The organism is Novosphingobium sp. P6W (assembly GCF_000876675.2).
Taxonomy (GTDB): Bacteria; Pseudomonadota; Alphaproteobacteria; order Sphingomonadales; family Sphingomonadaceae; genus Novosphingobium.
Genome location: NZ_CP030352.1, coordinates 55,738 through 80,759, shown reverse-complemented (window position 1 = coordinate 80,759; position 25,022 = coordinate 55,738). Strand labels below are relative to the sequence as shown.

Here is a 25,022-nt window from a genome sequence, read left to right as displayed (position 1 = left end):
TGTTGGAGCCTTCGCGATGACCCGCCTCCTGATCTCTGCCGTATTCGGCGCCGCCATGGCGCTGACGGCCGCCCCCGCCTTTGCGCAGCAGAGCATCCCGGTGGATGCCGGCGCGGGCACTGGCGACGAGAAGGTGAATCAGCTCATCATCTACGGCCAGGATGCCTGCCCGCCTTCCAGCGGCAGCGAAATGGTGATCTGCGTGCGCAAGGGCGAAGGAGAGCGGTTCCGTATTCCCGAGCCGCTGCGGGGCATCGATTCGCCCAAGTCGGAAGCCTGGGCCAACAAGGTGCAGGCTTATGAAACGGTCGGCGCCTTTGGCACGCTGAGCTGCTCGCCGGTTGGCGCCGGCGGTTCGCTCGGCTGCACCCAGCAGCTGATCGACCGCGCTTCGGCGGAGCGCAAGAACGGTTCGGAAGTGCGCTTCGGCGAACTGATCGCGGCAGAGCGGCAGAAGCGCCTGTCCACGATCGACGAAGATGCCGCCGCCCAGCAGGCCCGCGTCGAGGAAGCGGAAAAAGCCTACTTCGACCAGCGCCAGCGGCAGGAAGCGGCCGAAGATGCCGCTCTGGGCACGGCGACCACCCCGCCCAAGCCCAAGTAGGCGGCGCGGGGGCCGCGTTTTTCCGGCCCCCGCTCCCGCGTCCTGCGGCTTTGGGCAAGTCCCGCTTCACGCCCTGAAACCCGAATGCGCTTGTCTTGTGTCCACAATCCGGCACAGAGGCACCGCGTGCGCTGCTTGGGCTTAGGCCCTTGCGCGCAGGGTCGCCAGTTGAAGGGAGCGGGTACGCGCGATGGGCGTAACGGGGTCGATTGATATCTTCCATGCCGTAGCCGGGCTGCTGGTCGGCGTTCTGGTGGGGCTGACAGGGGTTGGCGGCGGTTCGCTGATGACGCCGCTGCTGGTGCTGTTGTTCGGCGTCAGCGCCAAGACCGCGGTGGGCACCGACCTGCTGTTCGCCGCCATTACCAAGATCGCCGGTTCGCTTGTCCACGGCTCGCGCGAGACGGTGGAATGGAAGATCGTGAAGCGCCTTTCCATGGGCAGCATTCCGGCTTCGCTGGTGACGCTGGCCGTGCTGGCGAGTTTCGGCAAGGTCGGCAAGTCGACCGAACACGTCATCCTGATCTCGCTGGCCAGCCTGCTGGCGCTGACTTCGCTGGCGGTGATCGGCCGCAAGTGGCTGTTCCGCCATGCCCACGATTTCGACGCGGTGCGTTCTCCCGGCCGGGTGTTGGGCGGGACGGTGGTGCTGGGCGCGCTGATCGGCGCGGCGGTTTCGGTGTCCTCGGTGGGCGCGGGCGCGATCGGCGTGACGGTGCTGCTGATGCTTTATCCCCGCCTGCCGATGTCGCGGATCGTCGGGTCCGACATTGCCCATGCCGTGCCGCTGGCGCTGATCGCGGGCACTGGCCACTGGATCATGGGGGGCGTCGACGGCGGGCTGCTGACGAACCTGCTGATCGGCTCGATCCCGGGCGTTATCATCGGCAGCTATCTATCCACGAACGCGCCGGACAAGGTGCTGCAGCCGCTGCTGGCCGCCGTTCTGGCGATCTCGTCGTGGCAGCTGTTCGTCAAGGCCTACACGCCCGAGAAGGTCAAGGTCGAGGTCATCGCACCGGCCCGGGCGGCGCCGCCTCAGCCCTGAGGCGATGCGTACCTTTGCGGCAAGGAAAAGGGGCCGGAGGATAACCTCCGGCCCCTTTTCCTTGTTCGTCTACGCATCCCGCCTCAGGCGAGGGCGATATCCGGGGCGTCTTCCTGCTTCATGCCGACGACGTGATAGCCGCAGTCCACATGATGGGTTTCGCCGGTCACGCCCGAAGACAGGTCGGACAGCAGGTACAGACCCGCACCGCCCACATCCTCGATCGTCACGTTGCGGCGCAGGGGGGCGTTCAGCTCGTTCCACTTGAGAATATAGCGGAAATCGCCGATTCCGCTGGCCGCCAGCGTCTTGATCGGTCCGGCGGAGATGCCGTTGACGCGGATGCCCTGCGGCCCCAGGTCGTTGGCAAGATACTTCACCGAAGCCTCAAGCGCGGCCTTGGCCACGCCCATGACGTTGTAGTGCGGAACCACCTTCTCGGCGCCGTAGTAGGTCAGCGTCACGATCGAACCGCCCGCCGACATCATCGGCAGCGCCCGCTTCGTCACCGCCACCAGGCTGTAGGCCGAGATGTTCATGGTCATCAGGAAGTTGTCGAGGCTGGTGTCGACGTATTTCCCGCGCAGTTCGTTCTTGTCGGAGAAGCCGATGGCGTGGACGAGGAAGTCGATCTTCCCCCACCGTTCCTCGATCTGCGCGAAGGCAGTGTCGAGCGCTTCCATGTTGGACACGTCGCAATCGATGAGGAAATCGCTGCCCAGGCTCTCGGCCAGCGGCCTCACCCGCTTGGCCAGAGCTTCGCCCTGGTAGGAAAAGGCGAGTTCGGCGCCTTGTTCGTGCAGCTTCTTGGCGATTCCCCAGGCCAGCGACTTGTCATTTGCAAGGCCCATTATGAGGCCGCGCTTACCGTGCATCAGACCGGTCATTCGTTTCTTCCTGTACTTTCCTTGTCGTTCGGCCCGGAGGGGATACCTCTGGCCGTGGCGGGGCTTGCGGGTGTGTCAGGCACTTCGGGAGCCCCCGCGAGCGCCGCATTGAGTTCGGCACCTACCACCATCCCTAGTCCCACAAGCCAGAAAAAGAAAAGCGCGATCATCACTCCGGCGAGACTTCCATACGTAAGATCGTATGAGAAAAACGTCTGGAGGACTTTCGGCAGGGTATATGCGACGAGCAGCCACCATGCGGTGACGAGCACCGCACCCGGCCATTTCGGGCACTTTTGCTTCTGATAGGCGGACGGTGTGAGCAGGTAGAACAGCAGGTATATCGACGCGAACAGGGCGCCGGCGCTGATGGCGCTGGAAATCGCGATCTGCCCGGAAAGATCGTCGAGCCTGGGAAAAAGTACCGAAATGATCGTCTCGCTGGCCGAGATCAGCACTTGCGAAGACAGCGAGATCAGCAGCAGCAGCACCGACCCGAAGATCAGCGCGGTGGATGTCAGCCGCGAGCGCCAGAAGCGCGGGCGCTTGGTGGTGTTGTAGGCGCGGTGCAGGATATCGCGGATCGTCTCGACCAGGCTGGTCGTGGTCCACAGCCCGAAAATGCCGCCGATCCACAGCAGATGGCCGTGGCGCGCGGCGGCGACATCGTGACCCACCGGGCCCAGCACCTCGGAGACGCGCGGGGGCAGGGCGCGCAGCACCGCGTCGATCGAGGCGCCCAGCTGGTCCTGCTCGCCCAGGGCCGAGAAGATCGCGGCCAGGGCGATGAAGAACGGAAACAGCGCCAGCAGCGTCATGTATGCCAGGTTGCCGGCATGGATGAAGCCATCGTCCCAGGTGCCGTTGATGACGCGCATGACGACGCGGAAAAACCGCGTGCCCGGTCCGGCCTTTCGCTTCAGCTTGCGGCGCAGCGGTTCGTGCCGGTGTGGCTCGTGCTGGTGTGGCTCTGGGCGGTGCTGACCGCCCGCGCCATCCGCCGCGCCGGGGGCGTCAGACGCCAAGTTTGGCGCGCACGTCGCGGGGATCGCTCCAGCCTTCGAGGCGGCGGGCAAGCTCTGCGCTCGCTTCGGCGTCTGCTTCGGGCAGGACGATCTGGAGGGTGATGAGCAGGTCGCCGCGGCTGGCATCCTTGCGGGTCATGCCGCGGCCCTTGAGGCGCAGCACCTTGCCCGAGCTTGCGCCCGGGGGGACGGAAAGCATGACGGCGCCGGCAGCAGTGGGGGCCTTCACCTTGGCGCCGGCCAGCGCTTCGTCCAGGGTGATCGGCAGGTCCACGCGCAAATCGTCGCCGTCCTGCTTGAAGAAGGCGTGGGGCTGGATCTGGATGGTGACGGTGGCGTCCCCGGCGCCGCCGGGGCCAACCTCGCCCTTGCCGCCGAGGCGCATCTGGGTGCCGTCCTCGACCCCGGCAGGCAGCTTGAGGTCGATCGTCTTGCCGTCCGACAGGGTGATACGCTGCGATTTCAGCTCGGCCGCATCGGGAAGCGGCACGGCAAGGCGGTAATTCACATTGGCGCCGCGCGGAGCAGCCCGGCCGCGTGCGCCGCCGCCCATACCGCCGCCCATTCCACCCATGCCGCCGCGTGCGCCGCCGCCGAAGATCCCGCCGAACAGGTCTTCCAGGTCGATCCCGTCCTCACCGCCCATGCCGCCGCCGAAGCCGCGCTGGCCGCCCTGACCGCCGCCATAGCCGCCGCCGAACCCGCCGCCGCCGAAGGGGCTGGCCGGGTTGCCGTCGGCGTCGATCTCGCCCCGGTCGAACTGGGCGCGCTTGGCCTTGTCGGAAAGCAGGTCATACGCGCGCGTCACTTCGCTGAAGCGTTCGGTCGCCTTGGGGTTGTCCTTGTTGGTGTCCGGGTGGAGTTCCTTCGCCAGCTTGCGATAGGCGGACTTGATGTCCTTTTCGGTCGCACCGCGGGTGACGCCAAGAGTGGTATAGGGATCTGCTGCCATAATGCCTGTCTAGCTAGGTTGCGTTCAGGCTTTGGACAAGCGCGACGATGGCTTGCGGGCAGCCTTATGCTTTCCTACGAGTGGGGGAAACCGGTTTGCGGCCTTTATGTTGCGCCGTGCGTTGACGAATTGCCCGCGATCAAGGCCCTTGCCGTCGTTCGTGTGCAGGGGCGGGCAGTTACGAAATTCCAGTTGGGGCAGTGCAGACAGTGTCAGATTCAGCGATCGATTCCGAACAGGCCCGCGAAGTGATCCCGCACGGCGACCCCTTGGCGCTGTTCACCCAGTGGTACGACGAGGCGCGCGGTACCGAGCCCAACGATTCCAACGCCATGGCGCTGGCCACTGCAACGCCGGACGGTTTCCCCTCGGTGCGCATGGTGCTGCTCAAGGGTCATGGGCCGGACGGCTTCGTGTTCTACACCAATGGCCGCAGCCGCAAGGGCGGGGAAATCGCCGCCAATCCCCAGGTCTCGCTGCTGTTCCACTGGAAAAGCCTGCGCCGCCAGATCCGCATCGAGGGCGTGCTCTCCCCGGTGAGCGATGCCGAGGCGGAGGCCTATTTCCATTCGCGCGCCCGCGATTCGCAGCTTGGCGCGGTGGCGTCGGACCAGTCCGCCCCGCTCGATTCGCGTGAGACCTTCCTGGCCCGCTACGAAGAAGCGCGTGCCCGCTTCGAGGGCGGCGAGGTGGAGCGGCCCGCGCACTGGGGCGGCTGGCGTGTTCGCCCGCTGGCGATGGAATTCTGGCAGGACCGTCCGTACCGCCTGCACGAACGCCGCCGGTTCGAGCACAGCGCGAACGGCTGGGCCAGCACGCTGCTTTATCCGTGATCCTGTCGTGAGCGATCCCGGCAAGCTAAACCGCAGCGCCGCTTATGCCAGCATAGCGGTGGCCAGCGCGTTGCTGGCGATCAAGGGCTATGCCGCCTGGTCCACCGGATCGACGGCGATGCTGGGCAGCCTTGCCGATACCGTTCTGGACCTGGTCGCCAGCGTGGCGACACTGGCCGGCGTGTGGATCGCGGCGCAGCCGGCGGACGACCAGCACCGGTTCGGCCACGGCAAGGCGGAGGCGATCGCCGCGCTGTTCCAGATCGTGCTGATCTCGATCTCGGCGCTGGGCATCGCCGCGCGCGCGGTGGAGCAGTTCGCGGCCGGGAGCAGGGTCGAGGCTGCGGGCGAGGGCATCGGCGTTTCCATCGCCGCGATCCTCGTCACGCTGGCGCTGCTGGCGTGGCAGCGCCGGGTGATCCGGCGCACCGGCAGCCTGGCGATCAGCACCGACAGCGTGCATTACCAGTCCGACCTCCTGCTCAACGTGGCGGTGATCGCGGCGCTGGCGCTGGATCAGTACGCGGGCTTTCGCCAGGCCGATCCGTTGTTCGGGCTGGCCATCGCCGGCTGGCTGGCATGGGGTGCGTGGCGCGCTTCCGAGCAGGTGCTGGACCAGTTGATGGACAAGGAATGGCCCGAGGAAAAGAAGCAGCGCTTCCTCGAAGTGCTGGCGCGCAATCCCGATATCACCGGCGTGCACGACATGCGCACGCGCACTTCGGGTAACCGCGATTTCGTGCAGTTCCACGTCTGGGTCGAGGCAAGCATGACAGTGCGCGAGGCGCATTGGGTGATGGACGAACTGGAAGAACGCCTGCGTCAGGCGTTTCCTGATACCGAGATCCTGATCCATCCCGACCCGGAAGGGCTGGTCGATGAAAAAGGCGATGCCGGCAAGGATATCCTGCCGCCGATCCGGCTGATCGATTGAGCGGGTCAGGTCAGGCGGGCAGCCGCTTGCCTGAGCGCGGCACGATTGCGGCCTTACTTCTTCAGCGCTCCGACGCAGGCGGCACGGTCCACGTCCTGCCCATCCGACGATCGCCGCGCCTCGACATAAGTCGCGTGCGGCTCCTTCGAGGTGGTGCTGGGATAGAGGAACACGTCCAGCACGCAGGCGGTCCCGGAAAACTGCAGCTTGCGCGCGTCGCCTTCCCATACGTCGAGGCGGGGCTGGCCGAACAGGCGGGTGAGCTGGCCCTGGTTGGCGCCGATCACGCCTTCGAGCCCGGCAACCATCTGCACGGTTGCATCGCGCGGCGCGGTGCGGGTGGGCTGGCGCACGGCAGGAACGCCCGAGGTGCGCTTGGGCCCACGGGGCGGGGCCGAGCCGGTGATGCCGCCGCTCGAACTGGCGCAGGCGGACAGCAGCAGCGCCAGCGAGGCGGCCGACAGGGCTGCACGCACAGCGCCCGAGGGGCGGCGGGGAAGGAGGCTGCGGGCGCGGATGATCTTCGTCATGGTCGGGCCGAGGCATTGCGTGCAGGGGCGGCGCTGTCAACGCTCCTTCGCCAGACCGGCGCTTGCCGAGCGGCAGGGCGCGCGCTACTCGCGGGAAATACCGCTTTTCCCGACATGACTTAAGGATCCGCTCTTCCCATGACGCAACCCAAGCTGGACGTCATCGCCATCGGCAATGCCATCATCGACGTTATCGCCAACTGCCCCGACACCCTGATCGACGAACTCGGCCTGACCCACGGCGGCATGCAGCTGATCGATGCGGACCAGGCGCGCAGCCTCTACACCGCGATGGGTCCGGCCCGCGAAGTCTCGGGCGGTTCGGCCGCCAACACGCTGGCCGGCCTTGCCGCGCTGGGCGCGAAGTGCGGTTTCATCGGCCAGGTCGCGCAGGACCAGCTGGGCGAAGTCTTCACCCATGACATCCAGGCGGCGGGAATCGAATTCACCGTGCCCGCCCGCGCCGGCGAAACCCCCACCGCGCGCTGCCTGATCTTCGTGACGCCGGATGGCCAGCGCACGATGAACACCTTCCTCGGCGCCTCGCACCTTTTGTCGGAAGACATGGTGGACGATGCCGCGATCGCCGATGCCGCCGTGCTCTATCTCGAAGGCTATCTGTGGGACCCCGCGCAGCCGCGCGTGGCCATGCGCAAAGCGATTGCCGCTGCGCGCGCTGCGGGCCGCAAGATCGCCTTCAGCCCGTCCGAATCGTTCATCATCGACATGCACCGCCTCGATTTCCTGTCGCTGATCGAGGACGGCCTGATCGACCTGATGTTCTGCAACGAGCCGGAAATGGCCACGCTGACGGGTGAAGCCGGGTTCGAGGAAGGCCTCGCCATGCTTTCTGCCAAGGTCCCGGTGCTTGTCGTCACCAAGGGCGCCGACGGCGCGGTGGCACTGGCGGGCGGAGAGCGCGCCGAAGTGGCGGCAGAGCCGATCGACAGGGTGGTGGACACCACCGGCGCGGGCGACCTGTTCGCTGCCGGCTTCCTCTACGGCCATGTGCGCGGTAAAAGCCTGCAGGATTCCCTGCGCATGGGCGCGATCTGCGCCAGCGAGATCATCTCGCACTACGGCGCCCGTCCCGAATGCGATCTTGCGGACTTCGTCGCCCAGCGGATGGGTTGAATTGAGAAAAGGGGCCACGGCTTGAGCTGTCCGACGCTGATCGACTTCGAAGCGAGCTGCCTGCCCGAATATGGGCAGTCCTATCCCATCGAGGTCGCCGTGGCGCGAACCGACGGCTCAAGCCGGGCCTGGCTGATCCGCCCGGCCGAACAGTGGCGCTACTGGGACTGGTCGGACGAGGCCGAGGCCCTGCACGGCATCAGCCAGGAAATGCTGGAAGCCGAGGGTCTGCCGCCCGCGCAGGTCCTATCCGAAATGGCCGAGTTCATTGAGGACTGCCCGGTCTACGCCGATGCGGACCTGGACCAGTACTGGCTGGAAGTGCTGTGTCAGGCGGTGCCGGCCAAGCTGCCGTTCCCGGTCCACTACCTGGGCGAATTCCTGCGTGAGCGCGGGTTCACCCGCCCGCAGGTGGTCGCCGCGCTGGAAGAAGCCAAGCGCCGCCTGCCCAAGGAACACCTCGCCCGCGAAGACGCCAAGCGGCTGGCCATGGTGGTGAAGCTGCTGGTCGACGGCGAGGTTTCGTAGATTCCTCCCCCTGGGGGGGGGGGAAAGGCGCGTGCGGTTTATGCGGCGCCAGGTTGGGCTGCCAACCTTCGGTCCCGATCAACGTCCAACCTTGTCGAACAAGCCGGCCGTCCAGCATCCATTCCGTCACCCTGAACTCGTTTCAGGGTCTATCTTGCCACTCACACGGCCGCTCGATCGGATAGATGGATCCTGAGCCGAAGGCCAGCGCAGCTAAACAAGTTCAGGATGACAGTATTATCGCAGGGACTGTGAGTGAGGATCGGCGCCAAATCAGGGTCGCCCGCTTTGCTGCGCCGTTTCCAGTTGCACCGCGCACTGCGCCTTGCGCTGTTCGCGCGCGTCGGTCAGCGCCTGCGCCGTCTGCGAGGGCAGGGCGCAGTCCTGCGCCGGGCGAACGGGGTGCTTGGCAAGGCAGCCGCTGCGGGTGCTGAACAGGTTGTCGGCGCAGTCCTCGAAGGCGGACTGGTCGGCGTCGTGCATCGTCTGGCAGGTCTGGGTCCAGCGCTGTTTGTACGCGCTTTCCGCAAAGTTCACGCAGGTCCCGTAGTCGGCCTGCGCTGCCGCCTCGCGCCGGGCGCGTTCGGCCAGCGCGCGGGATTGTTCCTGCTCGTGCGACTGGCGCTGCGTCATTTCCTGCGTCTGGCGGCGCACGTCCTGCGCGGGCAGGTAGATGCCGTAGTAGTAGCCCACGCCGCTGCCGGCGAGCAGCGCCGCCACGGCGAGGGCAATCTTCAGGATCGGGTCGGCGTGTTTAAGCATTGGCGCCTTCGCGCGCCACTTCGCGCCAGCCGATGTCGCGGCGGCAGAAGCCCCCGGGAAAATCGAGCGCATCGACGGCGCCGTAGGCCAGGCCTTGCGCCTCGGTCACGGTCCTGGCCCGCGCAGTGACGCTCAGCACCCGCCCGCCGCTGGCCACCAGCTTGCCGCCATCGACCGAGGTGCCGGCGTGGAAAACCTTGGCCCCGTTTGCCTCGGCCGCTTCGATGCCGCCAATCGCGCCGCCCTTTTCAGGCGTGCCGGGATAACCGTTCGCGGCCATCACCACGGTCAACGCGGCATCGGTGGAAAAGCGCGGCGGTTCGATCGCGGCAAGGCGGTTCTCGGCGCAGGCGTGCAACAGTTCGACGAGATCCGATTCGAGCCGCATCAGCATCACCTGGCACTCTGGATCGCCGAAGCGGCAGTTGTATTCGATCAGTTCCGGGCCCTTGGCGGTCAGCATCAGGCCCAGGAACAGCACGCCGGAATAGGGCATGCCTTCGTCCGCCAGAGTCTTGACGGTGGGGGCGATGATGCGAGTCATCGCCAGCCCTTCCAGCTCCGGGGTCAGCACCTTGGCGGGGCTGTAGGCGCCCATGCCGCCGGTATTGGGGCCGGTGTCGCCGTCGCCCACGCGCTTGTGATCCTGCGCGGAACCGAAGGGGACGATGGTGGAGCCGTCTGTCAGCGCGAAGAAGCTGGCTTCCTCGCCTTCGAGGAATTCCTCGATCACCGCTTCCGCGCCGGCTTCTCCGAAGCGGCCTGCGAAGATGTCCAGCACCGCTGCTTCGGCTTCGGCCATGGTCATCGCCACGGTCACGCCCTTGCCGGCGGCAAGGCCATCGGCCTTGATGACCACCGGCGCGCCGAATTTGGCCAGCGCGGCCATGGCGTCGGCCTGATTGGAGACACGCTCATAGCCGCCGGTGGGGATGTTTGCGCGGGCGCAAAGGTCCTTGGTGAACCCCTTGGACCCTTCCAGCTGAGCCGCCGCCTTGCTGGGGCCGAACACGGCGAAGCCTTCACCGCGCAGAGTGTCGGCAAGGCCGTCCACCAGCGGGGCCTCGGGGCCGACGACGACAAGGCCGATCACATTCGCCTCGCAGAAGGCCAGCACGGCGGCGTGGTCGGTCGCATCGAGGGAAATGCATGTCGCCAGCTCGGAAATGCCGGGGTTGCCGGGCGCGGCCCACAGGGTATCGCAGCGCGGGGATTGCGCCAGCTTCCACGCCAGCGCATGTTCGCGGCCGCCCGAGCCCAGTAGCAGGATGTTCATTTCCCGTGCCTTCCGATCAGTTCTTCTACGACGATGATAACGCCGATGGTCGTAATGGGGGGCTGGTAGCGAAGGAGAGCGCAGGCGACAACGCCGCGCCGCTTTCGATCAGCGAGATTTCGAACCTGCTCAAGCGCACGGTGGAGGACCGCTTCGGCTTCGTGCGCCTGCGCGGCGAGCTTTCCGGCGTGAAACGTGCGGCTTCGGGCCACCTTTACTGCGCGCTCAAGGATGACAAGGCGCTGATCGACGGGGTCATGTGGAAAGGCGGCGCCCAGCGCCTGGCGTTCCGCCCCGAAGACGGCATCGAGGTGATCGCCACCGGCAAGCTGACCACGTACCCCGGCCGCTCCAAGTACCAGATCGTCATCGAATCGATGGAGATCGCGGGCGAAGGCGCGCTGCTGGCGCTGCTGGAAAAGCTGCGGCTGCGCCTCGCCGCCGAGGGCCTGTTCGCGCCTGAGCGCAAGCGGGCATTGCCGTTCCTGCCGCAAGTGATCGGCGTGGTGACATCGCCCACCGGCGCGGTGATTCGCGACATCCTCCACCGCCTTGCCGACCGGTTCCCCAGCCAGGTGCTGGTCTGGCCGGTGCTGGTCCAGGGCGAAGGCGCGGCGAAACAGATCGCCAATGCCGTGCGCGGTTTTTCGGATATCCAGCCCGGCGGGCCGGTGCCGCGTCCCGATCTGGTGATCGTGGCGCGCGGCGGCGGCTCGATCGAGGACTTGTGGAGCTTCAACGAGGAAATCGTCGTGCGCGCCGTCGCCGAATCGACGATTCCAGTGATCTCGGCGGTCGGGCACGAAACCGACACGACGCTGTGCGATTACGCGGCCGACCGGCGCGCACCCACGCCCACCGCTGCGGCGGAAATGGCGGTGCCAGTGCGCAGCGAAATCGCCAGTCAGATCGACGAATTGGCCCTGCGCATGCGCCGCTGCGCCTTGCGCCCGGTCACGCTGGGGCGAGAGCGGCTGGAAGCGCGCGTCCAGCGCCTGCCTAAACCCGACGCGATTCTGGCGGGCAAGGCGCAGAAGCTGGACGAGCTTTCCGAACGCCTGCGCCGCGGCCTGCGCGATGAAGCGGCGGCCAAGCGCGAGGCATTGAACCGCGTCGCCGGCAAGCTGTCCCTCCCGCTGCTGCGCCACCGTGTGCAGTCCTGCGCCAAGGATCTGGAGCGGGCGGGCCTGACACCGCGCCTGCTGACGCAGCGGCTGGCCCATGCCCGGCAAGGTTTCGCGCCGTCCGACCGGGTGCTGCCGCAGCTCGATCCGCGCCTGCCGCTGCAGCGCGGCTATGCGCTGGTGAAGAGCGCCGCAGGAACCGCCCTGACAAGCCGCGAGGCCGCCCAGCGCGAGGGGAATCTGGTGATCGAGTTTCGCGACGGCGAACTGGCGGTCGTGGCGGGAGAGGGTGCGGCGCCGCCAGCGCCCCCAACCTCGCCTGCCGCGCCTCCGCCGCCGCGCAAGGCGCCGCCGCGACCGGCTCCCGTCACGCCGCGACAGGACGATTTGTTCGGATCGTGATGCTCTGCTAAGATGACTCCATGCTGATGTCTTCCGCAGATCGCCCCGCCAAACTGGCTTACGGACCCAACGGGTTTCGCGTGCTCAGTTCCGGCCACTACGTGAATTGCGCCGTTACCGGCGAGAAGATCGCGCTGGAATTTTTGCGCTACTGGAGCGCCGAGCGTCAGGAGCCTTACGCCTCGGCCGAAATCGCCACCAAGCGCCTCCTCGGACAAGCCTGACAGGCGCATGACCCGTTACAGGCGCGGCTTCGCGATTTCGCTCGTCGCCGTGCTGGGCGCGGTGCTTGCGGTGCCGGCGGTTATCCGCGCCGCTGCGACCCGTTCCGGCGTAGCCCCTGTGGCCCCGGCTGCGGCTCCCCGCCCTGTCACTTTGCCCTTCACCGGCGAATTGACGCAAGGGGGCTGGATTCGCGGCACTCTGCCAGCGGGCATGCGCTCGCTCTCGCTCGATGGCACGCCGATAAAGGTCGCGCCGGATGGCGGCTGGTTCGCCGCGTTCGACCGCGATGCCGGTCCGCAGGCCCTGCTGCGCACGGTTCTGGCCAATGGCAGCATCGGCGAACAGCGGCTTGCCGTCTCCCCGCGCGCCTGGAACATCGAGAACGTCAACATCGCCCGCAGCCCCGGCGGGCCAAGCGAAGCATTCATGGCGCTGCGCCGCCCCGAGCTTGCCCGGATCAATGCGGCGCGCACGCTCGTCACCGATGCGCAAGGCTGGCGCCAGCGCTTCGTCTGGCCTGCCAAGGGCCGGATTTCCGGCCGTTTCGGCTCGCAGCGCGTCTATCGCGGTGAGCCGGGGGCCTATCACTCGGGCCTCGACATCAGCAGCGGCACCAGCGGCACGCCCTTTGTGGCCCCGGCGGACGGCGTGGTGATCCTGGCTGCGGAAAAGCCCTTCACGCTGGAGGGCAACCTGCTGATGCTGGACCACGGCATGGGCCTGAACAGCGCGTTCCTGCACTGTTCGCAGATTCTCGTGAAAGAGGGCGATCATGTGAAGCAGGGGCAGGTGATCGCCCGTATCGGCATGACCGGGCGTGCCACTGGGCCGCATCTTCACTGGTCGATCAAGTGGAATGATGCCCGGCTGGACCCGTTGCTGTTCCTCGGCCCGATGAACTGACTGCGCGCCGGGTTGCCATCCCGGCGTTTCCCCCTATGCACCGCGTGGTGCGCCGCAGCATTGCCCTCCTGACCGTTGTCCCCATGCTGCTCTGGTTTACCTGGGGCCGCGCGCCTGTGCCGGTCGAGAGCAAGGAAAACCGGGTAAGGCTGGTCATCACCCGGCAGGATCTGCCGCCGGCAAAGGTGCTTGCAGGGTTTCTCGGCCCGTTTCGGATGGAGGGCGCCTGGCAGCTTTCGTCCACCAATTCGCGCGTTTTCGGCTACTCGGCGCTGATCGGCCGGCCGGGTGGGCGGCTGCTCGCCTTCAACGATGGCGGAGCGGTTCTTGCGTTTGCTCCGCCGGGGTACGGAGAGACCAAGCCTGTTGCGAGATGGCTGGCATTCTCCGAGCGTGAGCACGACAAGGACGGCCACGACGTGGAATCGGCGGCCCATGATCCCGCTACCGGCCGCTTCTGGCTGGGGCTGGAAGGTTCCAACCAGATTGTACGGCTTTCGCCAAGACTCCAAGAAACTGCCCGTGTGGTGCCTAAGGCAATGGCGGCCTGGGGCGTCAACACCGGCGCTGAAGCGATGACGCGCCTGCCTGACGGGCGTTTCGTGGCGATCCGGGAGGTGACCCCGTCATGGACCGAATCGCGGCTGCACGACGGCGTGCTGTTCTCCGGCGATCCGATCAAGCATCCTGTCGCACGGACATTCAGCTTCGACGGACCCGACAACTTCTCGGTCGTCGATATGGCCATGCTGCCCGATGGCCGCGCGCTGGTGCTGATGCGGCGGCTGCTGTGGCCCATGCCGCTGCGGTTCGCAGGCCGGATCGTCATCGTCGACACCGCGAAGATTCGGCCCGGCACAGTGCTTCGCTCGGCAACGCTCGCATCGCTGGCTTCGGTCCTGCCGGTCGACAATTTCGAGGCGATCGCGGCGGTGCCGCAGCCCGATGGCCGCATCACCGTGTGGGTAATGTCGGATGACAACAAGATGCGCGTGTTGCAGCGGACCTTGCTGTGGAAGCTGTCGGTTGATCCGGCGACACTGCCCTGGCCGAAATAGGCGTCGCTGGAGCAGGCCAGATAGAAGCCGATAGCGGACGCGAAAAAGCGCGCGAAGCACCGCTTCGCACGCTTTTTTCAAGCCAGTATCCTGACGCGCTCTCCCTAAGGAGAGCTACGCGATCAGGCTGCCTGCTTCTTCTTCAGCTCGCGCTTCACCTTGACGGCGTTCGGCGACAGCTTGATGTCCGAGGTCTTCAGCAGCCAGTTGTCCAGGCCACCGTTGTGCTCGACCGAACGCAGGCCGTGCGTCGAGACGCGGAACTTGAAGCTGCGCTCCAGGCCGTCCGACAGCAGGGTCACGTTCTGCAGGTTGGGAAGGAAGACGCGCTTGGTCTTGTTGTTGGCGTGGCTGACGTTGTGGCCAACCTGGCGGCTCTTGCCAGTCAGTTCGCAGATGCGGGACATAACTACTCTCGCTCGAAAAAAATCTGTTGCCGTGGATCACGGGAAGGCGCGCCATTAGCGATTCCCTCACGCAAGGTCAAGTTGCGCACAGGTTTTTGGCAGGCTAGCGCGAAACGATGACTCGATGGCCTCTTCCCGAATACATGGCGCTGGCCCTTTCGCAAGCCCGCGAGGCCGCGATTTCAGGCGAAGTGCCTATCGGCGCGGTCGTGGTGAAAGATGGCGCGGTGATCGCCTTGGGCCGCAACGGTCCGCGCGAAAAACATGACCCCACCAGCCACGCCGAAATAGAGGCGATTCGCGCCGCCGCCCGGATTCTGGGCAACGAACGCCTCGAAGGGTGCGAACTGTGGGTCACGCTGGAGCCTTGCGCGATGTGCGCCGGGGCTATCGCCCATGCCCGCATCGCCAAGCTCTACTACGGCGCTTCAGATCCGAAGGGCGGGGCGGTGGAGCACGGCGCGCGGGTGTTCGAGCATCCGCAGTGCCTGCACCGGCCGGAAGTCTACACCGGCATCGGAGAAGCCGAATCGGCCGAACTGCTGCGCGGGTTTTTCCGCCAGCGGCGGTGAAAAGGTCCATGAACTTTCCAGGCCGTTGCCCGCGATCCGTCATCTTTCCCCGCCGTCACCCTGAACTTGTTTCAGGGTCCATCTCGCGGCCCGCACGGATGCCCAATCGGATAAATGGATCCTGAAACAAGTTCAGGATGACGATGCTCGGGGCCAGAAAATTTTTGTCAGGGCCGGGGGGCCGGTCTTTGAATGCTGGCCAACGCTAAAGTCCGCGCCAGATCTTCAGCGGCGCCGAATCGGCCGGGCCGAACTGGCGGGGACTGCACCGTCCGGGGCGGAAATCCTTGCCGTAGCAAAGCTGGATTTCGCGCAACCATCCGGTGCGGCTCATCTTTATTCCGACCGATTCGCGGCGCCAACCCCGATTCGCCGCGAGGAACTCCTCCCGCAGGTCACCGGCGGTCAGGCCCTTCCTGCGCGAAAGGCGGTCCACGTCCGGCCAGCGCACCGAGCGCCACAGGATCGCGCTGACGCGGAAATACTTCTCCGGCGTCTTGGTCATGCAACTACCGTGCTTGGCCCATTCGTGCGCCAGCAGGCCGGGGGAGGGCGTCATGCACAGATGTTCGCGCAGCACCTGCGGCGAGGGCGCGGCCTGCGCCCCGCACCACTGCGGCGAAGGACCACGCGCAGATTCGGGCCAGAGACCGTGCAGGATGAAGCCGAATCGCCCGTTGGCCTTCGCGCACTGCATCGACCGGGTGTCGCCGCTGGTCTTGCAGTAGTCCGGCGACCAGCTTGCCGCGAGGGTATAGGCCGTGATCGGCGTGCGCCGCACCGGGCCGTCAGGACTGACCGGGCGCACCGGCGCGATCGTTGGCGGGATGGAGCATTGGTAAGCCTGCGCCAGAACCACAGAGGGAATAACCGCAGAGGGCCCTGCGGCAAGCAAGGCCGCTGCGAACGCCCCCGCCGCCTTCACAGCGGCGTGAAGTCCAGGCCGATATCGGCGGCCGGCGCGCTCTGGGTCAGGCGGCCGACGGAGACGAAGGTGACCCCGGTGGCGGCGATGGCGCCGATGGTGGCAAGGTTCACGCCGCCCGATGCTTCCGTCGGTACGCGCCCGGCGACCAGCGCGACGGCTTCGCGCAAGGTATCGGGGCCCATGTTGTCGAGCAGCAGGTGATGCGCGCCCGCCGCGATGGCAGGCTCGATCTGGTCCAGCCGGTCGACCTCGCAGATGATCTGCGAAACACCCGCCGCCTTGGCCCGCGCCACCGCAGGCCCGACACCGCCGGCGACCAGCACATGGTTGTCCTTTATCATCGCGGCATCCCACAGGCCCATGCGGTGATTGCGGGCGCCGCCCTGACGCACTGCGTACTTTTCCAAATGGCGAAGGCCGGGAATGGTCTTGCGCGTGTCCAGCAGCGTTCCATGGCCGCCCATCGCGTCTACGTATTCACTCGTCATCGTGGCGATGCCGGAAAGATGTTGCACCGTGTTGAGAGCGCTGCGCTCGGCTGTGAGCATGGCGCGGGCGTTTCCGGTAAGGCGCATCAGTTCGGACCCGGCCGGAACCTGGGCGCCCTCCGCGACGAGAATTTCGATCTCCATCGCAGGGTCGAGCTTCTTGAAGAATGCCGCTGCGATGGAAAGCCCGGCGACGGTGATCGCATCGCGCGAGTCCATGACGCCGGAGAACCGCGCATCCGCCTCGATCACGCTTTGCGAGGTGACGTCCACGCCGCCGCCGGGAAGGCCGACGCCGAGATCCTCGGCAAGGGTTGCGTCGACGAAGGCGGCAAGGTCGAAACCGTGGATCGAGAACGAAGTCATGTTCGCGTCTTTTGCGCGTTCGTCAGGCGTTGTCGAGTGAAGAAGGGGAAGTCCTGGGGCCATCGCCTCAGACCCCGGGAATGTTGGCGCCGTGCGCGGCGCGGCGTCTGTGGTCTTTGACAGGGGGCCGGGTTGTTCTTGCGGCGGAGCCGCCTTCCCATATCGACGCTGCGTTTATCGCGGCTTCTATACATAGCGCGTGCGGCGCGGAGGGGCGGGCCTCGCCCTGCGCCTCTGCACGCGCAGCGACGACAGTAATGGGGTGCAGGGGCGATGGCCCCTGCGTCTTTCCCTCAAAAACTCAGTGAACGAATCGCGCAATCACGTCCCGGTACGAGCGCGAAACCTTAACCTGCGCGCCCGAATCCAGCACGAGGAAGCATTCCCCGTTCGTATGCGGCTTCACCTGACGGACCTGGTTGAGGTTCACGATCGTCGAGCGGTGCACGCGCTGGAACACGCGCGGGTCGAGGCGGCGTTCGAGGTCTTTCATCGTCTCGCGCAGGATCAGCGAGTTGTCGGCGGTGCGGATGCACATGTAGTCGCCGGCGGCTTCGATGTGTTCGATCGAATCGACGTCGATGCGGAAGATCTGTCCGCGATCCTTGATGTTGATGAGCTTTTCGTAGCGGTCTGCGCCCGGATCGGTTTCCTCGGGCATGTGGTCGACCGCGTCGGGGGCCACTTCGGCGAGGACGGTCTTGAGCTTTTCGGCTTCTTCGGACGAGCGCTTTTCCGACAGGCGCTGGCGCACGCGGGCCAGGGTGTCGTCCAGCTTGCTCTCGTCCACCGGCTTCATCAGGTAGTTCACCGCGTTGGCCTCGAAGGCGCGGACGGCGTGTTCCTGATAGGCGGTGACGAAGACGAACAGCGGCGGTTCGATTTCCATCACGCCCTTGACCACCGAGAAGCCGTCAAAACCGGGCATCTGGATGTCGAGGAAGACAAGGTCGGGTTTTTCCGTCTTGATCTTGCGGATCGCCTCGCGCCCGTTGGCGCATGTGTCGATGATTTCCACATCGGGGTATTTTTCGAGGCGCAGCTGCAGCCCCTGGATGGCGAGTTTCTCGTCGTCGACAAGGATCGTGCGAATGGTCATCAGTTGTTTTCTCCGGACCGGCAAACGCGCGCGGGCCAAAATTGTTTCATCGCCAAGAATTAATCATCGTGCCGCCTGGTACTGGCGGCCCGGTTCGCTGATGTCCTGCGTGGGTTCGCGGCGGTCGACGGGCAGCTCGATGACGACCGCGAAGCCGCCTTCCAGCGGCTCGATCGTCTCGAAGCGGTGGTTTTCGCCATAGGCCTGCGACAGGCGGTCACGAATATTCGCCAAGCCAACGCCAGTCGAAACCGGCTCCCCTCCATCGTAGGTCATGCCCGACAACCTGTTGTCGGTCGTGGGGCTTTGCAAGCCCGGTCCGGTGTCGGAGACGGTGATGCGAAGCATCGGACCGACGAGTTGCGTGGCGATGGTGATCTCAGCCCCCATCTCCTGCTGGCTGACTGCATATTTGATGGCATTTTCCACCAGCGGCTGGAGCAGCAGCGAGGGAAGCAGCGCGGTTTCGGTGGAGGCATCGATATCGAAGGTGGTGCGCAGGCGTTCCTCGAATCGCATCCGCTCGATGTCGAGGTAGAGTTGCAGCGTCTCCACTTCCTGCGCCACGGTGACGCGCGCGGAGGGCTTGTTGACCAGCGTATAGCGCAGGAACGAGGACAGCCGGCTGAGCATCGCGTTGGCCGGCTCGGTCTGTTTGAGCAGCACCAGCGTGGAAATCGAGTTCAGGGTGTTGAACAGGAAGTGCGGGTTGAGCTGGTAACGCAGCATGGCAAGCTGGGCGCTGGTGGCCTGGTTTTCCAGCCGGATCAGCTGGTCGTTCTGTTCTTCCACCTGAAGGTAGAAGTTGACCATGTAATAGAGCGCGGTCCAGGCGCCGAGCAGCGTGGCGTCGAGGTAGAACACGCCCAGGAACAGCAGCGTGAAGCTGGCGTCGCCCTCCACCCGCCACAGCGATACCACCCAGGCATCGATGAAGGCGTGCAGGCCCACCGCGAAAGGCAGGATCAGCGCGGTCAGCCCCCAGGTGACGAGCGCGCGCCGGGTGATGAGGCTGCGGAAGATCACCGAGAGCACGAGCGAGATCGAGAAGCCGGTGATCGTCGCGATCAGGACCAGCACCAGCGAGGCGAGCGGCAGGTCGTTGGCGACCGCCGACATCGTGCGCAATACGAAGGCGCCGCCCCATCCCACGAACTGGAGGCGCCAGAAGGCCCTGTCCTTGTTGGCGAAAAAGGGGATCGGCTGGATGGGCAGGACGCTCATGGGGACAGCCTAGCCGAACTTACGCGAAAGCTGAAATCGGGCGGGGACCGTCACCATGCGTTATCAACTTCCGCGCGCGGCCGTCACCGCTTCGGAGAGCTGGTCGATGCCGACGGCGCCGGCGATCAGCTTGTCGCCCGCGATCCAGCTGGGGGTGCCGGAAAAGCCCAGCCGCTGGGCGACTTCGAGGTTGCGGGCCAGTTCGGCCTCCACCGTGGGGCTGGCGGCGATGCGGCGGGCGCGGTCCATATCGAGGCCGATTTTCTGGGCTACTGCCGCGATGGTGGGTTCGTCGACCTGCCCGGCGGCGAACATGGCATCGTGGAACTGCGGGTACTTGCCCTGTTCGGCCGCGGCCAGCGCCATCTTGGCGGCGGCCGGGCTGTGCGGGCTGATGATCGGCAGTTCGCGGACGACGATGCGCAGGTCCGGGTTCTTCGCGATCAGCTGGGTGACGTCGCCCAGGCTCTGGCGGCAGTACCCGCAGGCGAAGTCGGTGAATTCGACCAGCGTGACCTTGCCGTTCGGGTTGCCCAGCACGGCGCCGGGGAAGGGCGTCTCCACGTTCTGGCGCACGCCGGCAAGCGCCTGCGAGGCCTGGCGCTTCTGGAGCACGTCCATCGCCTGCGGCAGGATTTCGGGGTGATCGAGGATATAGTCGTGGACCACGTGTTCGACTGCGATGCGCCCGCTGTACCAGCCTCCCGCGCCTACCACTACGAGGGCTGCGGCGATCATTGCGAACTTGGGGGTGTTGCCCATTATTGTCCTGTCGATTTCATGTGCTGAGTGCGCTTGAAGCGGCCTTAGCGGCGCTTCTTGCCGCGTTCCAGTTCGGCGCGGGCCTGCATTTCGATATCCTGGGCGCGCAGCCAGTCCGGGGTGCCGGATTTCAGCCCGCCTTCCGCCGCCTGCGCGCTGCGCAGCGCTTCTTCCATCCGGCCCGACATCACCTGCTGTTCGGCGCTGGCGAGGTAGGCGCGCGGCATGTCGCCGTTGGCGGCATAGATGACGCCCAGCTGATACCAGGCAAAGGGGTTCTCGCGGTCGCGGGCGACGGCGGTTTTCAGGACTTCCTGCGCTTCCTTGAAGTTGGCCGGGTCTTCGGTGGCGATCAGGGCGTGGCCGAACAGGGTGGCGATCAGCGGGGCGTTGCCCGAAAGCTCGGTCGCCTTGCGCAGCGGCACCATCGCCTCGGCGGGTTTGCCCGCTTCCAGCAGGATCTGGCCGTCCAGTTCGAGGAAATAAGGATCGTTGGGATCAGTGGCGATCAGCGCTTCGGTTTCGGCGCGGGCCTCGGCAAACTGCGATTCGCGGTGGAACGCATAAGCGCGGGCATAGCGCGCGGGCACCGAATTGTCGGTCATCGGGAACTTGCGCATGACCTCGCGCGGGGTGGCGAGATAGCCCAGCAGCTTGGCTTTCACGCGCACGAAGCGTTTCTGGATCGCGGCGTCGTCCGGCTTGTTCCAGGCCGGGTCCTTCTCGTAAGTGTCCTGAAGCGTGGCGATGCGGTCGCCGGTAAGGGGGTGGCTGGAATAGAATTCGTCGCCGTCCTTGGGGCGGTAGCCGTAGCGGAACTCCATGCTCTGCAGCTTCTTGAAGAATTCCACCGAGCCGCGCCCGCTGATCCCCGCCGTGGACAGGTACTGCGCGCCGGCGGCATCGGCAGAGGCTTCCTGTGAGCGGTTATAGGCCAGATACTTGCCCATGGCCGCCGACTGGCCAGCCATGATGACGCCCATCGCCGCCTCTCCGCCGCCCGCAGCGGCAGCAGCCGCGCCCAGCAGCAGCGACAGCAGGGAGATATTGGTCGCGCTTTTACCGCCCATGTTCAGCACGGCATGGCCGCCGGTGACGTGGCCGAGTTCGTGGGCGATCACGCCCTGCACTTCGGCGGCGGTATCGGCCTCGTCGATCAGGCCGGAATTGACGTAGACCGCCTGCCCGCCCGCGACGAAGGCGTTCACCGATCCGTCGTTGACCAGCACGATGTCGACATTGTTCACCCCCAGCCCCGATGCTTTCACCAGCGGCGCGGCCATGTCGTGCAGCAGGGCTTCGGTTTCGGCGTCGCGCAGGATCGATTGCGCGCTTGCGGGAACGGCGGACAGGCCGAGCAGCGCGGGAATCGCGAGGATCAATGCGGGAATTCGCAGCTTGGGCATCGTTCCTCTTGGGGACCGGACGGGCTTAACCGGCGCTGAAGACGCTGGCGGGACGGCCTTGTCTAGGACCGATCGCGATGAAGGGGAAGCGATGGACGCGGGTTGTGGTTCCTTCGGTTCTTCGCCGGAGAACCGCGATCTCCGCTCGTCCTGAGCCTGTCGAAGGACCGCAGCATAGCGCCAGCGCCCTTCGACAGGCTCAGGACGAGGGGAGGTTAGGGGAGGCTCAGGACGAACGGCGGGTGCTGGAGGCTCAGGACGAGCGGAGGTTGGGGGAGGTTCCCGCAGTTGGCCGGCAGGCGCTGTGCCTGCCGGGTCTATCCCAGCAGGTGCTTTGCCGCGCGCTGGAGCAGGGCTTCATCGCCGCTGACTTCGCCCACCAGAACCACTTCGCCGCTTTCAAGCCGGCGGGCGACCAGCACGGTGAACTCCTCACCCTCGGCGGTGAGCGTTGCCATCGGCCTGGCCTCCAGCGCGCGCAGGCCCTTTACCAGACGTTCGCGGGCATTGGCGGGGGGCTTGCTGTCGCCGTCTTCCTCGCGGCGCAGGCGGCGTTCTTCGCGCACCAGCGCCTTGAGGCCGCCGGGGACGGCGCCGAGGTGGTCGGCGAAGGTGCCGCGGGCCAAGCCGATGCGGCGGCCGTGGGCGATGACGGCGGCGAATTCGGTGAGGCGGGTCTTGTCGTAATCGGCGCCGAAGACCAGCTTGACCAGCGGGATCAGCGGCGCGCGCTGCTGCGCCTTGAGCCCGGCATCCTCGACCAGTTCGGCGAAATCTTCCGGCGCGTCGGCAGCGGCCAGCGCAAAGTCGTAGGCGCGCCCGATCGCATCGTAGAGCGACTGGTGCGAGCGTTCCTCACTGCCCCGGGCAAGCAGCGCCAGTTCGCGTGCGGAGGCCAGCCAGTCGGCAAGGCCCCGGTCTTCCACGCAGCCCAGGCTGTCCTCGGTGAATGCGGAAGGTTCGTCTTCCATGGCAAAGCCGGGGCGCGGCAGTTCCATCGGCGAATAGTCTTCTATCGCCGGATAGCGCATGTCGATCGGGTCAAGCCCGGCAGGGCCGTCCGCCCACTCGGGCAGCGGCTCGAACCCGCGCAGCATGGCGGGGCGAGGGTCGCGCGGCTGGTTGCGCACCGGGGGATCGACGTCAAGCTGGGCGGCGCGTTCCTTCCAGTTGATGACGCCGTAGATGAAGTCGATCCTGCTGCCGTCCTGCGAGAACGGCAGCAGGATGCCGCGATAGAGGATCGTCACGTCCGCGTGGTTGACGAATTCCGCCTCGAATCCGATCGGCGCCTCGTTGGCGATGATCTGCATGTAATGATCGGTGATGCGCGATAGCAGCGAGCGGCTGGGAACCTGCGCCAGAGTGGGGACCGGGCCGTCAGCGCCGCATTCCTCCGCCAGCAGCGCCCCCAGATAGGCGATCGCCGGATTTTCGAAGTCGCTGCTTGCGGTGAAGTCGAGCAGGACGCTGCGCGGGCCGAAGTCGGGCAGGCTTTCCGGCTTCAGGGCGGCGATGTCGGGGAACGTCCGGGTGCCCAGCAGGCCCGCCCAGAAGTTGTAGGCGCGCACCTGCATGCGCCGCTCGTCATTGGCGACAATCGGCGCCCGCGCGCCGGAAACGGTGGTTTCCGCGATGGCGGCGCCGGCATCCGGTTCATCCTGGCCGGGAAACTGGCCGTGCACTGTATCCATGTCGCAATCCCGACTCGTCTCTGCTGGAGCCTCGTTCTGGCGCAACATGGTGAATTAACCTTTAAGTTGCGCCGCCGGGAATGCCGCGATTTTCAGGTCTGCTTGATCACGCCTTCACCGAGCCGCGGCAGCGGTGCGACAAGGCGCAGGCCGAAGAAGGAAACGGCAAGGAACACCGAGGCGGCATGCAGCGCGAACGACAGGCTCTGCCAATCCGCAACCGCGCCCCATACCCATGCTCCGATCGCCATGCCGCCGAACGTCGCCGCCTGGTAGATCGACAGGCACCGACCCAGGATCGCATCGGGAGAACGCATCTGCACCGCCACGTTGAGCGTGGTCAGGATCAGCACCCAGGCCATCCCGGCCACGAAGGCGGCGGGCAGGGCATAAAGGATGTCATGCGCCTCTGCGACCAGCGAGAGCGCGAAGACGGACATGCCCGTGCCCAGCGTCAGGATGCCTTCGAGGCCCAGCTTCTTGCGCAGAGGCCCGGTGAACGGCGCGGCCATGATCGAGCCGATGCCGAACAGGCCCAGCATCAGCCCGAAGTCCAGCTCGCTGCCGTGGATGGTCCCGCTGATCACGGCCGGCAGCAGCGACTGGTAGGCGGCCAGGCTGAAACCCAGCGCGAAGCCGCGAATCAGCAGGCGGCGCAGGGGACCGTTGCCGGCACAGAAACGGATGCCCACCGCGACGGCGGGCAGGATGGCGCGTTTCGGGGGCTGACCCGGCTCGACCGGACGGGGCCGGGGCTTCCACCACAGCAGCACGCCGATCAGGCCGATGTAGCTGACCGCGTTGATCGCAAAGGCAAATGACACGTCCCAGATCGAAATCAGCACGCCGCCCAGCGCCGGGCCGATCGACCGCGCGATGTTGAACGAGATCGAATTGAGCGCGATCGCCTGCGGAATCTCGCGGCGCTCAACCTGCTGGCGCACCGAAGCCTGCCATGCGGGCGAATTGAGCGCGGTGCCGATGCCCACGCTCAGCGTGAAGGCCAGCAGCAGGGTGGGCGTCAGCATGTGGGCATAGGCAAGGCCGGCCAGCGCGGCAGACACCACCAGCATGCCCACCTGCGCGGTCAGCATCACCAGCCTACGGTCGTAATTGTCGGCGATGGCGCCCGCGAAGACACCGAACAGCATGATCGGCACGGTCGCCGATGCCTGCACCAGCGCGACCAGCTGGTGCGAGGGGGTCAGCTCGGTCATCAGCCACGCCGCGCCCACCCCTTGCAGGGTTCCGCCCAGGTTGGAAAACAGGTTGGCGATCCAGATCGCGCGGAATACCGGGTAGCGGAACGGCGAGAACGTACCGGTGCGGGGCGGCGGAACCAGTCCGGCCGTCGCCGCTTCGACCGTCTTTTCGACGGCGTGCTCTATCGCATCCTCGTCCCGTGCCACCTCAACGGCGTAAGGCGCGCGAAGGCAGGGGGCAAGCCTGTCTACAGAAGATATCGCATCCGTATCGCCAGGCGAACAAGCTCGCCCTCCACCGTGAAGGCGGCGCGCTCGAACTTTGGCGGACCCATGCGGACGGGCGCATCGTTCGAGAAGCCGTACCCTTCGCGCGGGATCATCAGGCGGGTGTCCAGCTTGCCGTTGCCGTTCTCGTCATGGATCAGCGAAACGGCGTAGCGCCCGGCCGGAACCGGGCCGAAATCGAGGTGAACCTCGGTGGCGGCAGGCACTGTCAGCTTGCGGGCAAGGGGGTCTTTCTCGCAGTCGGGAAAGGCATCTTCCCGCGTGGTGAGGCAGGCCAGCACTTTGCCCTTGGCGGAGCGCAGATCCGTAACCGTCACCGAAACCGTCGCTTGTCCGGGCGCTGCCGCCGTCAGCATCATGC

27 protein-coding genes are annotated in these 25,022 nt (G+C 66.2%); 11 read left to right on the top strand and 16 right to left on the bottom strand.

Annotated elements, in window-relative coordinates; translation table 11 throughout:
* The first annotated feature begins 16 nt into the window (after positions 1 to 16).
* Positions 17 to 604 carry a hypothetical protein gene (locus TQ38_RS00400; RefSeq protein WP_043974363.1) on the top strand — a complete coding sequence of 196 codons (588 nt, stop codon included), beginning with the start codon at positions 17 to 19 and terminating at the stop codon, positions 602 to 604.
* A gap of 190 nt (positions 605 to 794) precedes the next feature.
* Positions 795 to 1,652, top strand: coding sequence for a sulfite exporter TauE/SafE family protein (locus tag TQ38_RS00395; RefSeq protein WP_043974366.1), 858 nt, complete (start codon positions 795 to 797; stop codon positions 1,650 to 1,652).
* A gap of 83 nt (positions 1,653 to 1,735) precedes the next feature.
* Here the strand turns inward: TQ38_RS00395 and fabI are convergent, their stop codons facing one another.
* From fabI to TQ38_RS00380, 3 genes are read right to left on the bottom strand one after another with little or no spacing between them, the layout of a single operon-like run.
* A complete protein-coding gene (gene fabI / locus TQ38_RS00390; RefSeq protein WP_043974369.1) occupies positions 1,736 to 2,539 on the bottom strand; it encodes an enoyl-ACP reductase FabI in 804 nt (267 codons plus the stop codon).
* Positions 2,536 to 3,564, bottom strand: a complete 1,029-nt coding sequence (locus TQ38_RS00385) for a YihY/virulence factor BrkB family protein (RefSeq protein WP_082057624.1) — start codon at positions 3,562 to 3,564, stop codon at positions 2,536 to 2,538. Before TQ38_RS00385 ends, fabI begins: the two co-directional genes overlap by 4 nt.
* Positions 3,554 to 4,516 (bottom strand): DnaJ C-terminal domain-containing protein, encoded by a 963-nt coding sequence (locus TQ38_RS00380; protein WP_043974373.1) that lies wholly within the window; start codon positions 4,514 to 4,516, stop codon positions 3,554 to 3,556. Before TQ38_RS00380 ends, TQ38_RS00385 begins: the two co-directional genes overlap by 11 nt.
* A 224-nt stretch (positions 4,517 to 4,740) precedes the next feature.
* Between TQ38_RS00380 and pdxH the strand changes: the two genes are divergently transcribed.
* Positions 4,741 to 5,349 carry a pyridoxamine 5'-phosphate oxidase gene (gene pdxH / locus TQ38_RS00375; RefSeq protein WP_043974603.1) on the top strand — a complete coding sequence of 203 codons (609 nt, stop codon included), beginning with the start codon at positions 4,741 to 4,743 and terminating at the stop codon, positions 5,347 to 5,349.
* Between the two features lie 7 nt (positions 5,350 to 5,356).
* Entirely contained in the window at positions 5,357 to 6,283 is a 927-nt protein-coding gene (locus tag TQ38_RS00370) for a cation diffusion facilitator family transporter (RefSeq protein WP_043974378.1), read from the top strand.
* 53 nt (positions 6,284 to 6,336) lie between these two features.
* Here TQ38_RS00370 and TQ38_RS00365 read toward each other — a convergent pair whose 3' ends face one another.
* Positions 6,337 to 6,813: a hypothetical protein gene (locus tag TQ38_RS00365; RefSeq protein WP_082057625.1), complete on the bottom strand. Its 477-nt coding sequence runs from the start codon at positions 6,811 to 6,813 to the stop codon at positions 6,337 to 6,339.
* Positions 6,814 to 6,951: 138 nt separating this feature from the next.
* Here TQ38_RS00365 and TQ38_RS00360 point away from each other — a divergent pair, with 138 nt between their 5' ends.
* Positions 6,952 to 7,947 carry an adenosine kinase gene (locus TQ38_RS00360; RefSeq protein ID WP_043974382.1) on the top strand — a complete coding sequence of 332 codons (996 nt, stop codon included), beginning with the start codon at positions 6,952 to 6,954 and terminating at the stop codon, positions 7,945 to 7,947.
* A 21-nt stretch (positions 7,948 to 7,968) separates the two neighbouring features.
* A complete protein-coding gene (locus tag TQ38_RS00355; RefSeq protein WP_043974384.1) occupies positions 7,969 to 8,475 on the top strand; it encodes an exonuclease domain-containing protein in 507 nt (168 codons plus the stop codon).
* A gap of 273 nt (positions 8,476 to 8,748) precedes the next feature.
* On the opposite strand, the gene TQ38_RS00350 is transcribed toward TQ38_RS00355, so the two are convergent.
* Together TQ38_RS00350 and purD are read right to left on the bottom strand one after the other, a co-directional pair.
* Positions 8,749 to 9,237 carry a hypothetical protein gene (locus TQ38_RS00350; protein WP_043974387.1) on the bottom strand — a complete coding sequence of 163 codons (489 nt, stop codon included), beginning with the start codon at positions 9,235 to 9,237 and terminating at the stop codon, positions 8,749 to 8,751.
* Positions 9,230 to 10,513 (bottom strand): phosphoribosylamine--glycine ligase, encoded by a 1,284-nt coding sequence (gene purD, locus TQ38_RS00345; RefSeq protein ID WP_043974388.1) that lies wholly within the window; start codon positions 10,511 to 10,513, stop codon positions 9,230 to 9,232. The genes TQ38_RS00350 and purD overlap by 8 nt, the downstream gene beginning before the upstream one ends.
* A gap of 5 nt (positions 10,514 to 10,518) precedes the next feature.
* Here purD and xseA point away from each other — a divergent pair, with 5 nt between their 5' ends.
* From xseA to TQ38_RS00325, 4 genes are read left to right on the top strand one after another with little or no spacing between them, the layout of a single operon-like run.
* Positions 10,519 to 12,039, top strand: coding sequence for an exodeoxyribonuclease VII large subunit (gene xseA / locus TQ38_RS00340; protein WP_043974391.1), 1,521 nt, complete (start codon positions 10,519 to 10,521; stop codon positions 12,037 to 12,039).
* A gap of 20 nt (positions 12,040 to 12,059) precedes the next feature.
* Positions 12,060 to 12,263 carry a DUF2093 domain-containing protein gene (locus tag TQ38_RS00335; protein ID WP_043974394.1) on the top strand — a complete coding sequence of 68 codons (204 nt, stop codon included), beginning with the start codon at positions 12,060 to 12,062 and terminating at the stop codon, positions 12,261 to 12,263.
* A 7-nt stretch (positions 12,264 to 12,270) separates the two neighbouring features.
* On the top strand, positions 12,271 to 13,167 hold the full coding sequence (locus TQ38_RS00330) for a M23 family metallopeptidase (RefSeq protein ID WP_082057626.1): 897 nt from the start codon (positions 12,271 to 12,273) through the stop codon (positions 13,165 to 13,167).
* 47 nt (positions 13,168 to 13,214) lie between these two features.
* Positions 13,215 to 14,225 (top strand): esterase-like activity of phytase family protein, encoded by a 1,011-nt coding sequence (locus TQ38_RS00325; RefSeq protein ID WP_043974611.1) that lies wholly within the window; start codon positions 13,215 to 13,217, stop codon positions 14,223 to 14,225.
* 122 nt (positions 14,226 to 14,347) lie between these two features.
* Here TQ38_RS00325 and rpmB read toward each other — a convergent pair whose 3' ends face one another.
* The gene (gene rpmB / locus TQ38_RS00320) at positions 14,348 to 14,632 is read right to left on the bottom strand and encodes a 50S ribosomal protein L28 (RefSeq protein WP_043974397.1); all 285 of its coding nucleotides are present in this window, start codon (positions 14,630 to 14,632) and stop codon (positions 14,348 to 14,350) included.
* A 116-nt stretch (positions 14,633 to 14,748) separates the two neighbouring features.
* Here rpmB and TQ38_RS00315 point away from each other — a divergent pair, with 116 nt between their 5' ends.
* Positions 14,749 to 15,204, top strand: a complete 456-nt coding sequence (locus TQ38_RS00315) for a nucleoside deaminase (RefSeq protein ID WP_043974400.1) — start codon at positions 14,749 to 14,751, stop codon at positions 15,202 to 15,204.
* Positions 15,205 to 15,409: 205 nt separating this feature from the next.
* On the opposite strand, the gene TQ38_RS00310 is transcribed toward TQ38_RS00315, so the two are convergent.
* The 9 genes from TQ38_RS00310 to TQ38_RS00270 form a co-directional block, all read right to left on the bottom strand.
* A complete protein-coding gene (locus TQ38_RS00310; RefSeq protein ID WP_370059780.1) occupies positions 15,410 to 16,012 on the bottom strand; it encodes a ribonuclease T in 603 nt (200 codons plus the stop codon).
* Between the two features lie 113 nt (positions 16,013 to 16,125).
* A complete protein-coding gene (gene nadC / locus TQ38_RS00305) occupies positions 16,126 to 16,986 on the bottom strand; it encodes a carboxylating nicotinate-nucleotide diphosphorylase (RefSeq protein ID WP_043974404.1) in 861 nt (286 codons plus the stop codon).
* Positions 16,987 to 17,287: 301 nt separating this feature from the next.
* Positions 17,288 to 18,085 carry a LytTR family DNA-binding domain-containing protein gene (locus TQ38_RS00300; protein ID WP_043974406.1) on the bottom strand — a complete coding sequence of 266 codons (798 nt, stop codon included), beginning with the start codon at positions 18,083 to 18,085 and terminating at the stop codon, positions 17,288 to 17,290.
* Between the two features lie 63 nt (positions 18,086 to 18,148).
* A complete protein-coding gene (locus tag TQ38_RS00295; RefSeq protein ID WP_043974408.1) occupies positions 18,149 to 19,309 on the bottom strand; it encodes a sensor histidine kinase in 1,161 nt (386 codons plus the stop codon).
* Positions 19,310 to 19,372: 63 nt separating this feature from the next.
* Positions 19,373 to 20,071 carry a DsbA family protein gene (locus tag TQ38_RS00290; protein WP_043974410.1) on the bottom strand — a complete coding sequence of 233 codons (699 nt, stop codon included), beginning with the start codon at positions 20,069 to 20,071 and terminating at the stop codon, positions 19,373 to 19,375.
* Between the two features lie 44 nt (positions 20,072 to 20,115).
* A complete protein-coding gene (locus TQ38_RS00285; RefSeq protein ID WP_043974412.1) occupies positions 20,116 to 21,477 on the bottom strand; it encodes a M48 family metalloprotease in 1,362 nt (453 codons plus the stop codon).
* A 317-nt stretch (positions 21,478 to 21,794) separates the two neighbouring features.
* Positions 21,795 to 23,171 (bottom strand): hypothetical protein, encoded by a 1,377-nt coding sequence (locus tag TQ38_RS00280; RefSeq protein WP_043974415.1) that lies wholly within the window; start codon positions 23,169 to 23,171, stop codon positions 21,795 to 21,797.
* Positions 23,172 to 23,263: 92 nt separating this feature from the next.
* The gene (locus TQ38_RS00275; protein WP_082057627.1) at positions 23,264 to 24,580 is read right to left on the bottom strand and encodes an MFS transporter; all 1,317 of its coding nucleotides are present in this window, start codon (positions 24,578 to 24,580) and stop codon (positions 23,264 to 23,266) included.
* A gap of 41 nt (positions 24,581 to 24,621) precedes the next feature.
* The gene (locus TQ38_RS00270; protein ID WP_043974618.1) at positions 24,622 to 25,020 is read right to left on the bottom strand and encodes a DUF2141 domain-containing protein; all 399 of its coding nucleotides are present in this window, start codon (positions 25,018 to 25,020) and stop codon (positions 24,622 to 24,624) included.
* Between the last annotated feature and the right edge of the window lie 2 nt (positions 25,021 to 25,022).

Bases quoted from the DNA above. Each gene is read 5' to 3' on its own strand.
- TQ38_RS00400 (WP_043974363.1), top strand. From the start codon at position 17: ATGACCCGCCTCCTGATCTCTGCCGTATTCGGCGCCGCCATGGCGCTG.
- TQ38_RS00395 (WP_043974366.1), top strand. From the start codon at position 795: ATGGGCGTAACGGGGTCGATTGATATCTTCCATGCCGTAGCCGGGCTG.
- fabI (WP_043974369.1), bottom strand. From the start codon at position 2,539: ATGACCGGTCTGATGCACGGTAAGCGCGGCCTCATAATGGGCCTTGCA.
- TQ38_RS00380 (WP_043974373.1), bottom strand. From the start codon at position 4,516: ATGGCAGCAGATCCCTATACCACTCTTGGCGTCACCCGCGGTGCGACC.
- TQ38_RS00365 (WP_082057625.1), bottom strand. From the start codon at position 6,813: ATGACGAAGATCATCCGCGCCCGCAGCCTCCTTCCCCGCCGCCCCTCG.
- TQ38_RS00360 (WP_043974382.1), top strand. From the start codon at position 6,952: ATGACGCAACCCAAGCTGGACGTCATCGCCATCGGCAATGCCATCATC.
- TQ38_RS00350 (WP_043974387.1), bottom strand. From the start codon at position 9,237: ATGCTTAAACACGCCGACCCGATCCTGAAGATTGCCCTCGCCGTGGCG.
- purD (WP_043974388.1), bottom strand. From the start codon at position 10,513: ATGAACATCCTGCTACTGGGCTCGGGCGGCCGCGAACATGCGCTGGCG.
- TQ38_RS00335 (WP_043974394.1), top strand. From the start codon at position 12,060: ATGCTGATGTCTTCCGCAGATCGCCCCGCCAAACTGGCTTACGGACCC.
- TQ38_RS00330 (WP_082057626.1), top strand. From the start codon at position 12,271: ATGACCCGTTACAGGCGCGGCTTCGCGATTTCGCTCGTCGCCGTGCTG.
- rpmB (WP_043974397.1), bottom strand. From the start codon at position 14,632: ATGTCCCGCATCTGCGAACTGACTGGCAAGAGCCGCCAGGTTGGCCAC.
- TQ38_RS00315 (WP_043974400.1), top strand. From the start codon at position 14,749: ATGACTCGATGGCCTCTTCCCGAATACATGGCGCTGGCCCTTTCGCAA.
- nadC (WP_043974404.1), bottom strand. From the start codon at position 16,986: ATGACTTCGTTCTCGATCCACGGTTTCGACCTTGCCGCCTTCGTCGAC.
- TQ38_RS00300 (WP_043974406.1), bottom strand. From the start codon at position 18,085: ATGACCATTCGCACGATCCTTGTCGACGACGAGAAACTCGCCATCCAG.
- TQ38_RS00295 (WP_043974408.1), bottom strand. From the start codon at position 19,309: ATGAGCGTCCTGCCCATCCAGCCGATCCCCTTTTTCGCCAACAAGGAC.
- TQ38_RS00290 (WP_043974410.1), bottom strand. From the start codon at position 20,071: ATGGGCAACACCCCCAAGTTCGCAATGATCGCCGCAGCCCTCGTAGTG.
- TQ38_RS00285 (WP_043974412.1), bottom strand. From the start codon at position 21,477: ATGCCCAAGCTGCGAATTCCCGCATTGATCCTCGCGATTCCCGCGCTG.
- TQ38_RS00280 (WP_043974415.1), bottom strand. From the start codon at position 23,171: ATGGATACAGTGCACGGCCAGTTTCCCGGCCAGGATGAACCGGATGCC.
- TQ38_RS00270 (WP_043974618.1), bottom strand. From the start codon at position 25,020: ATGATGCTGACGGCGGCAGCGCCCGGACAAGCGACGGTTTCGGTGACG.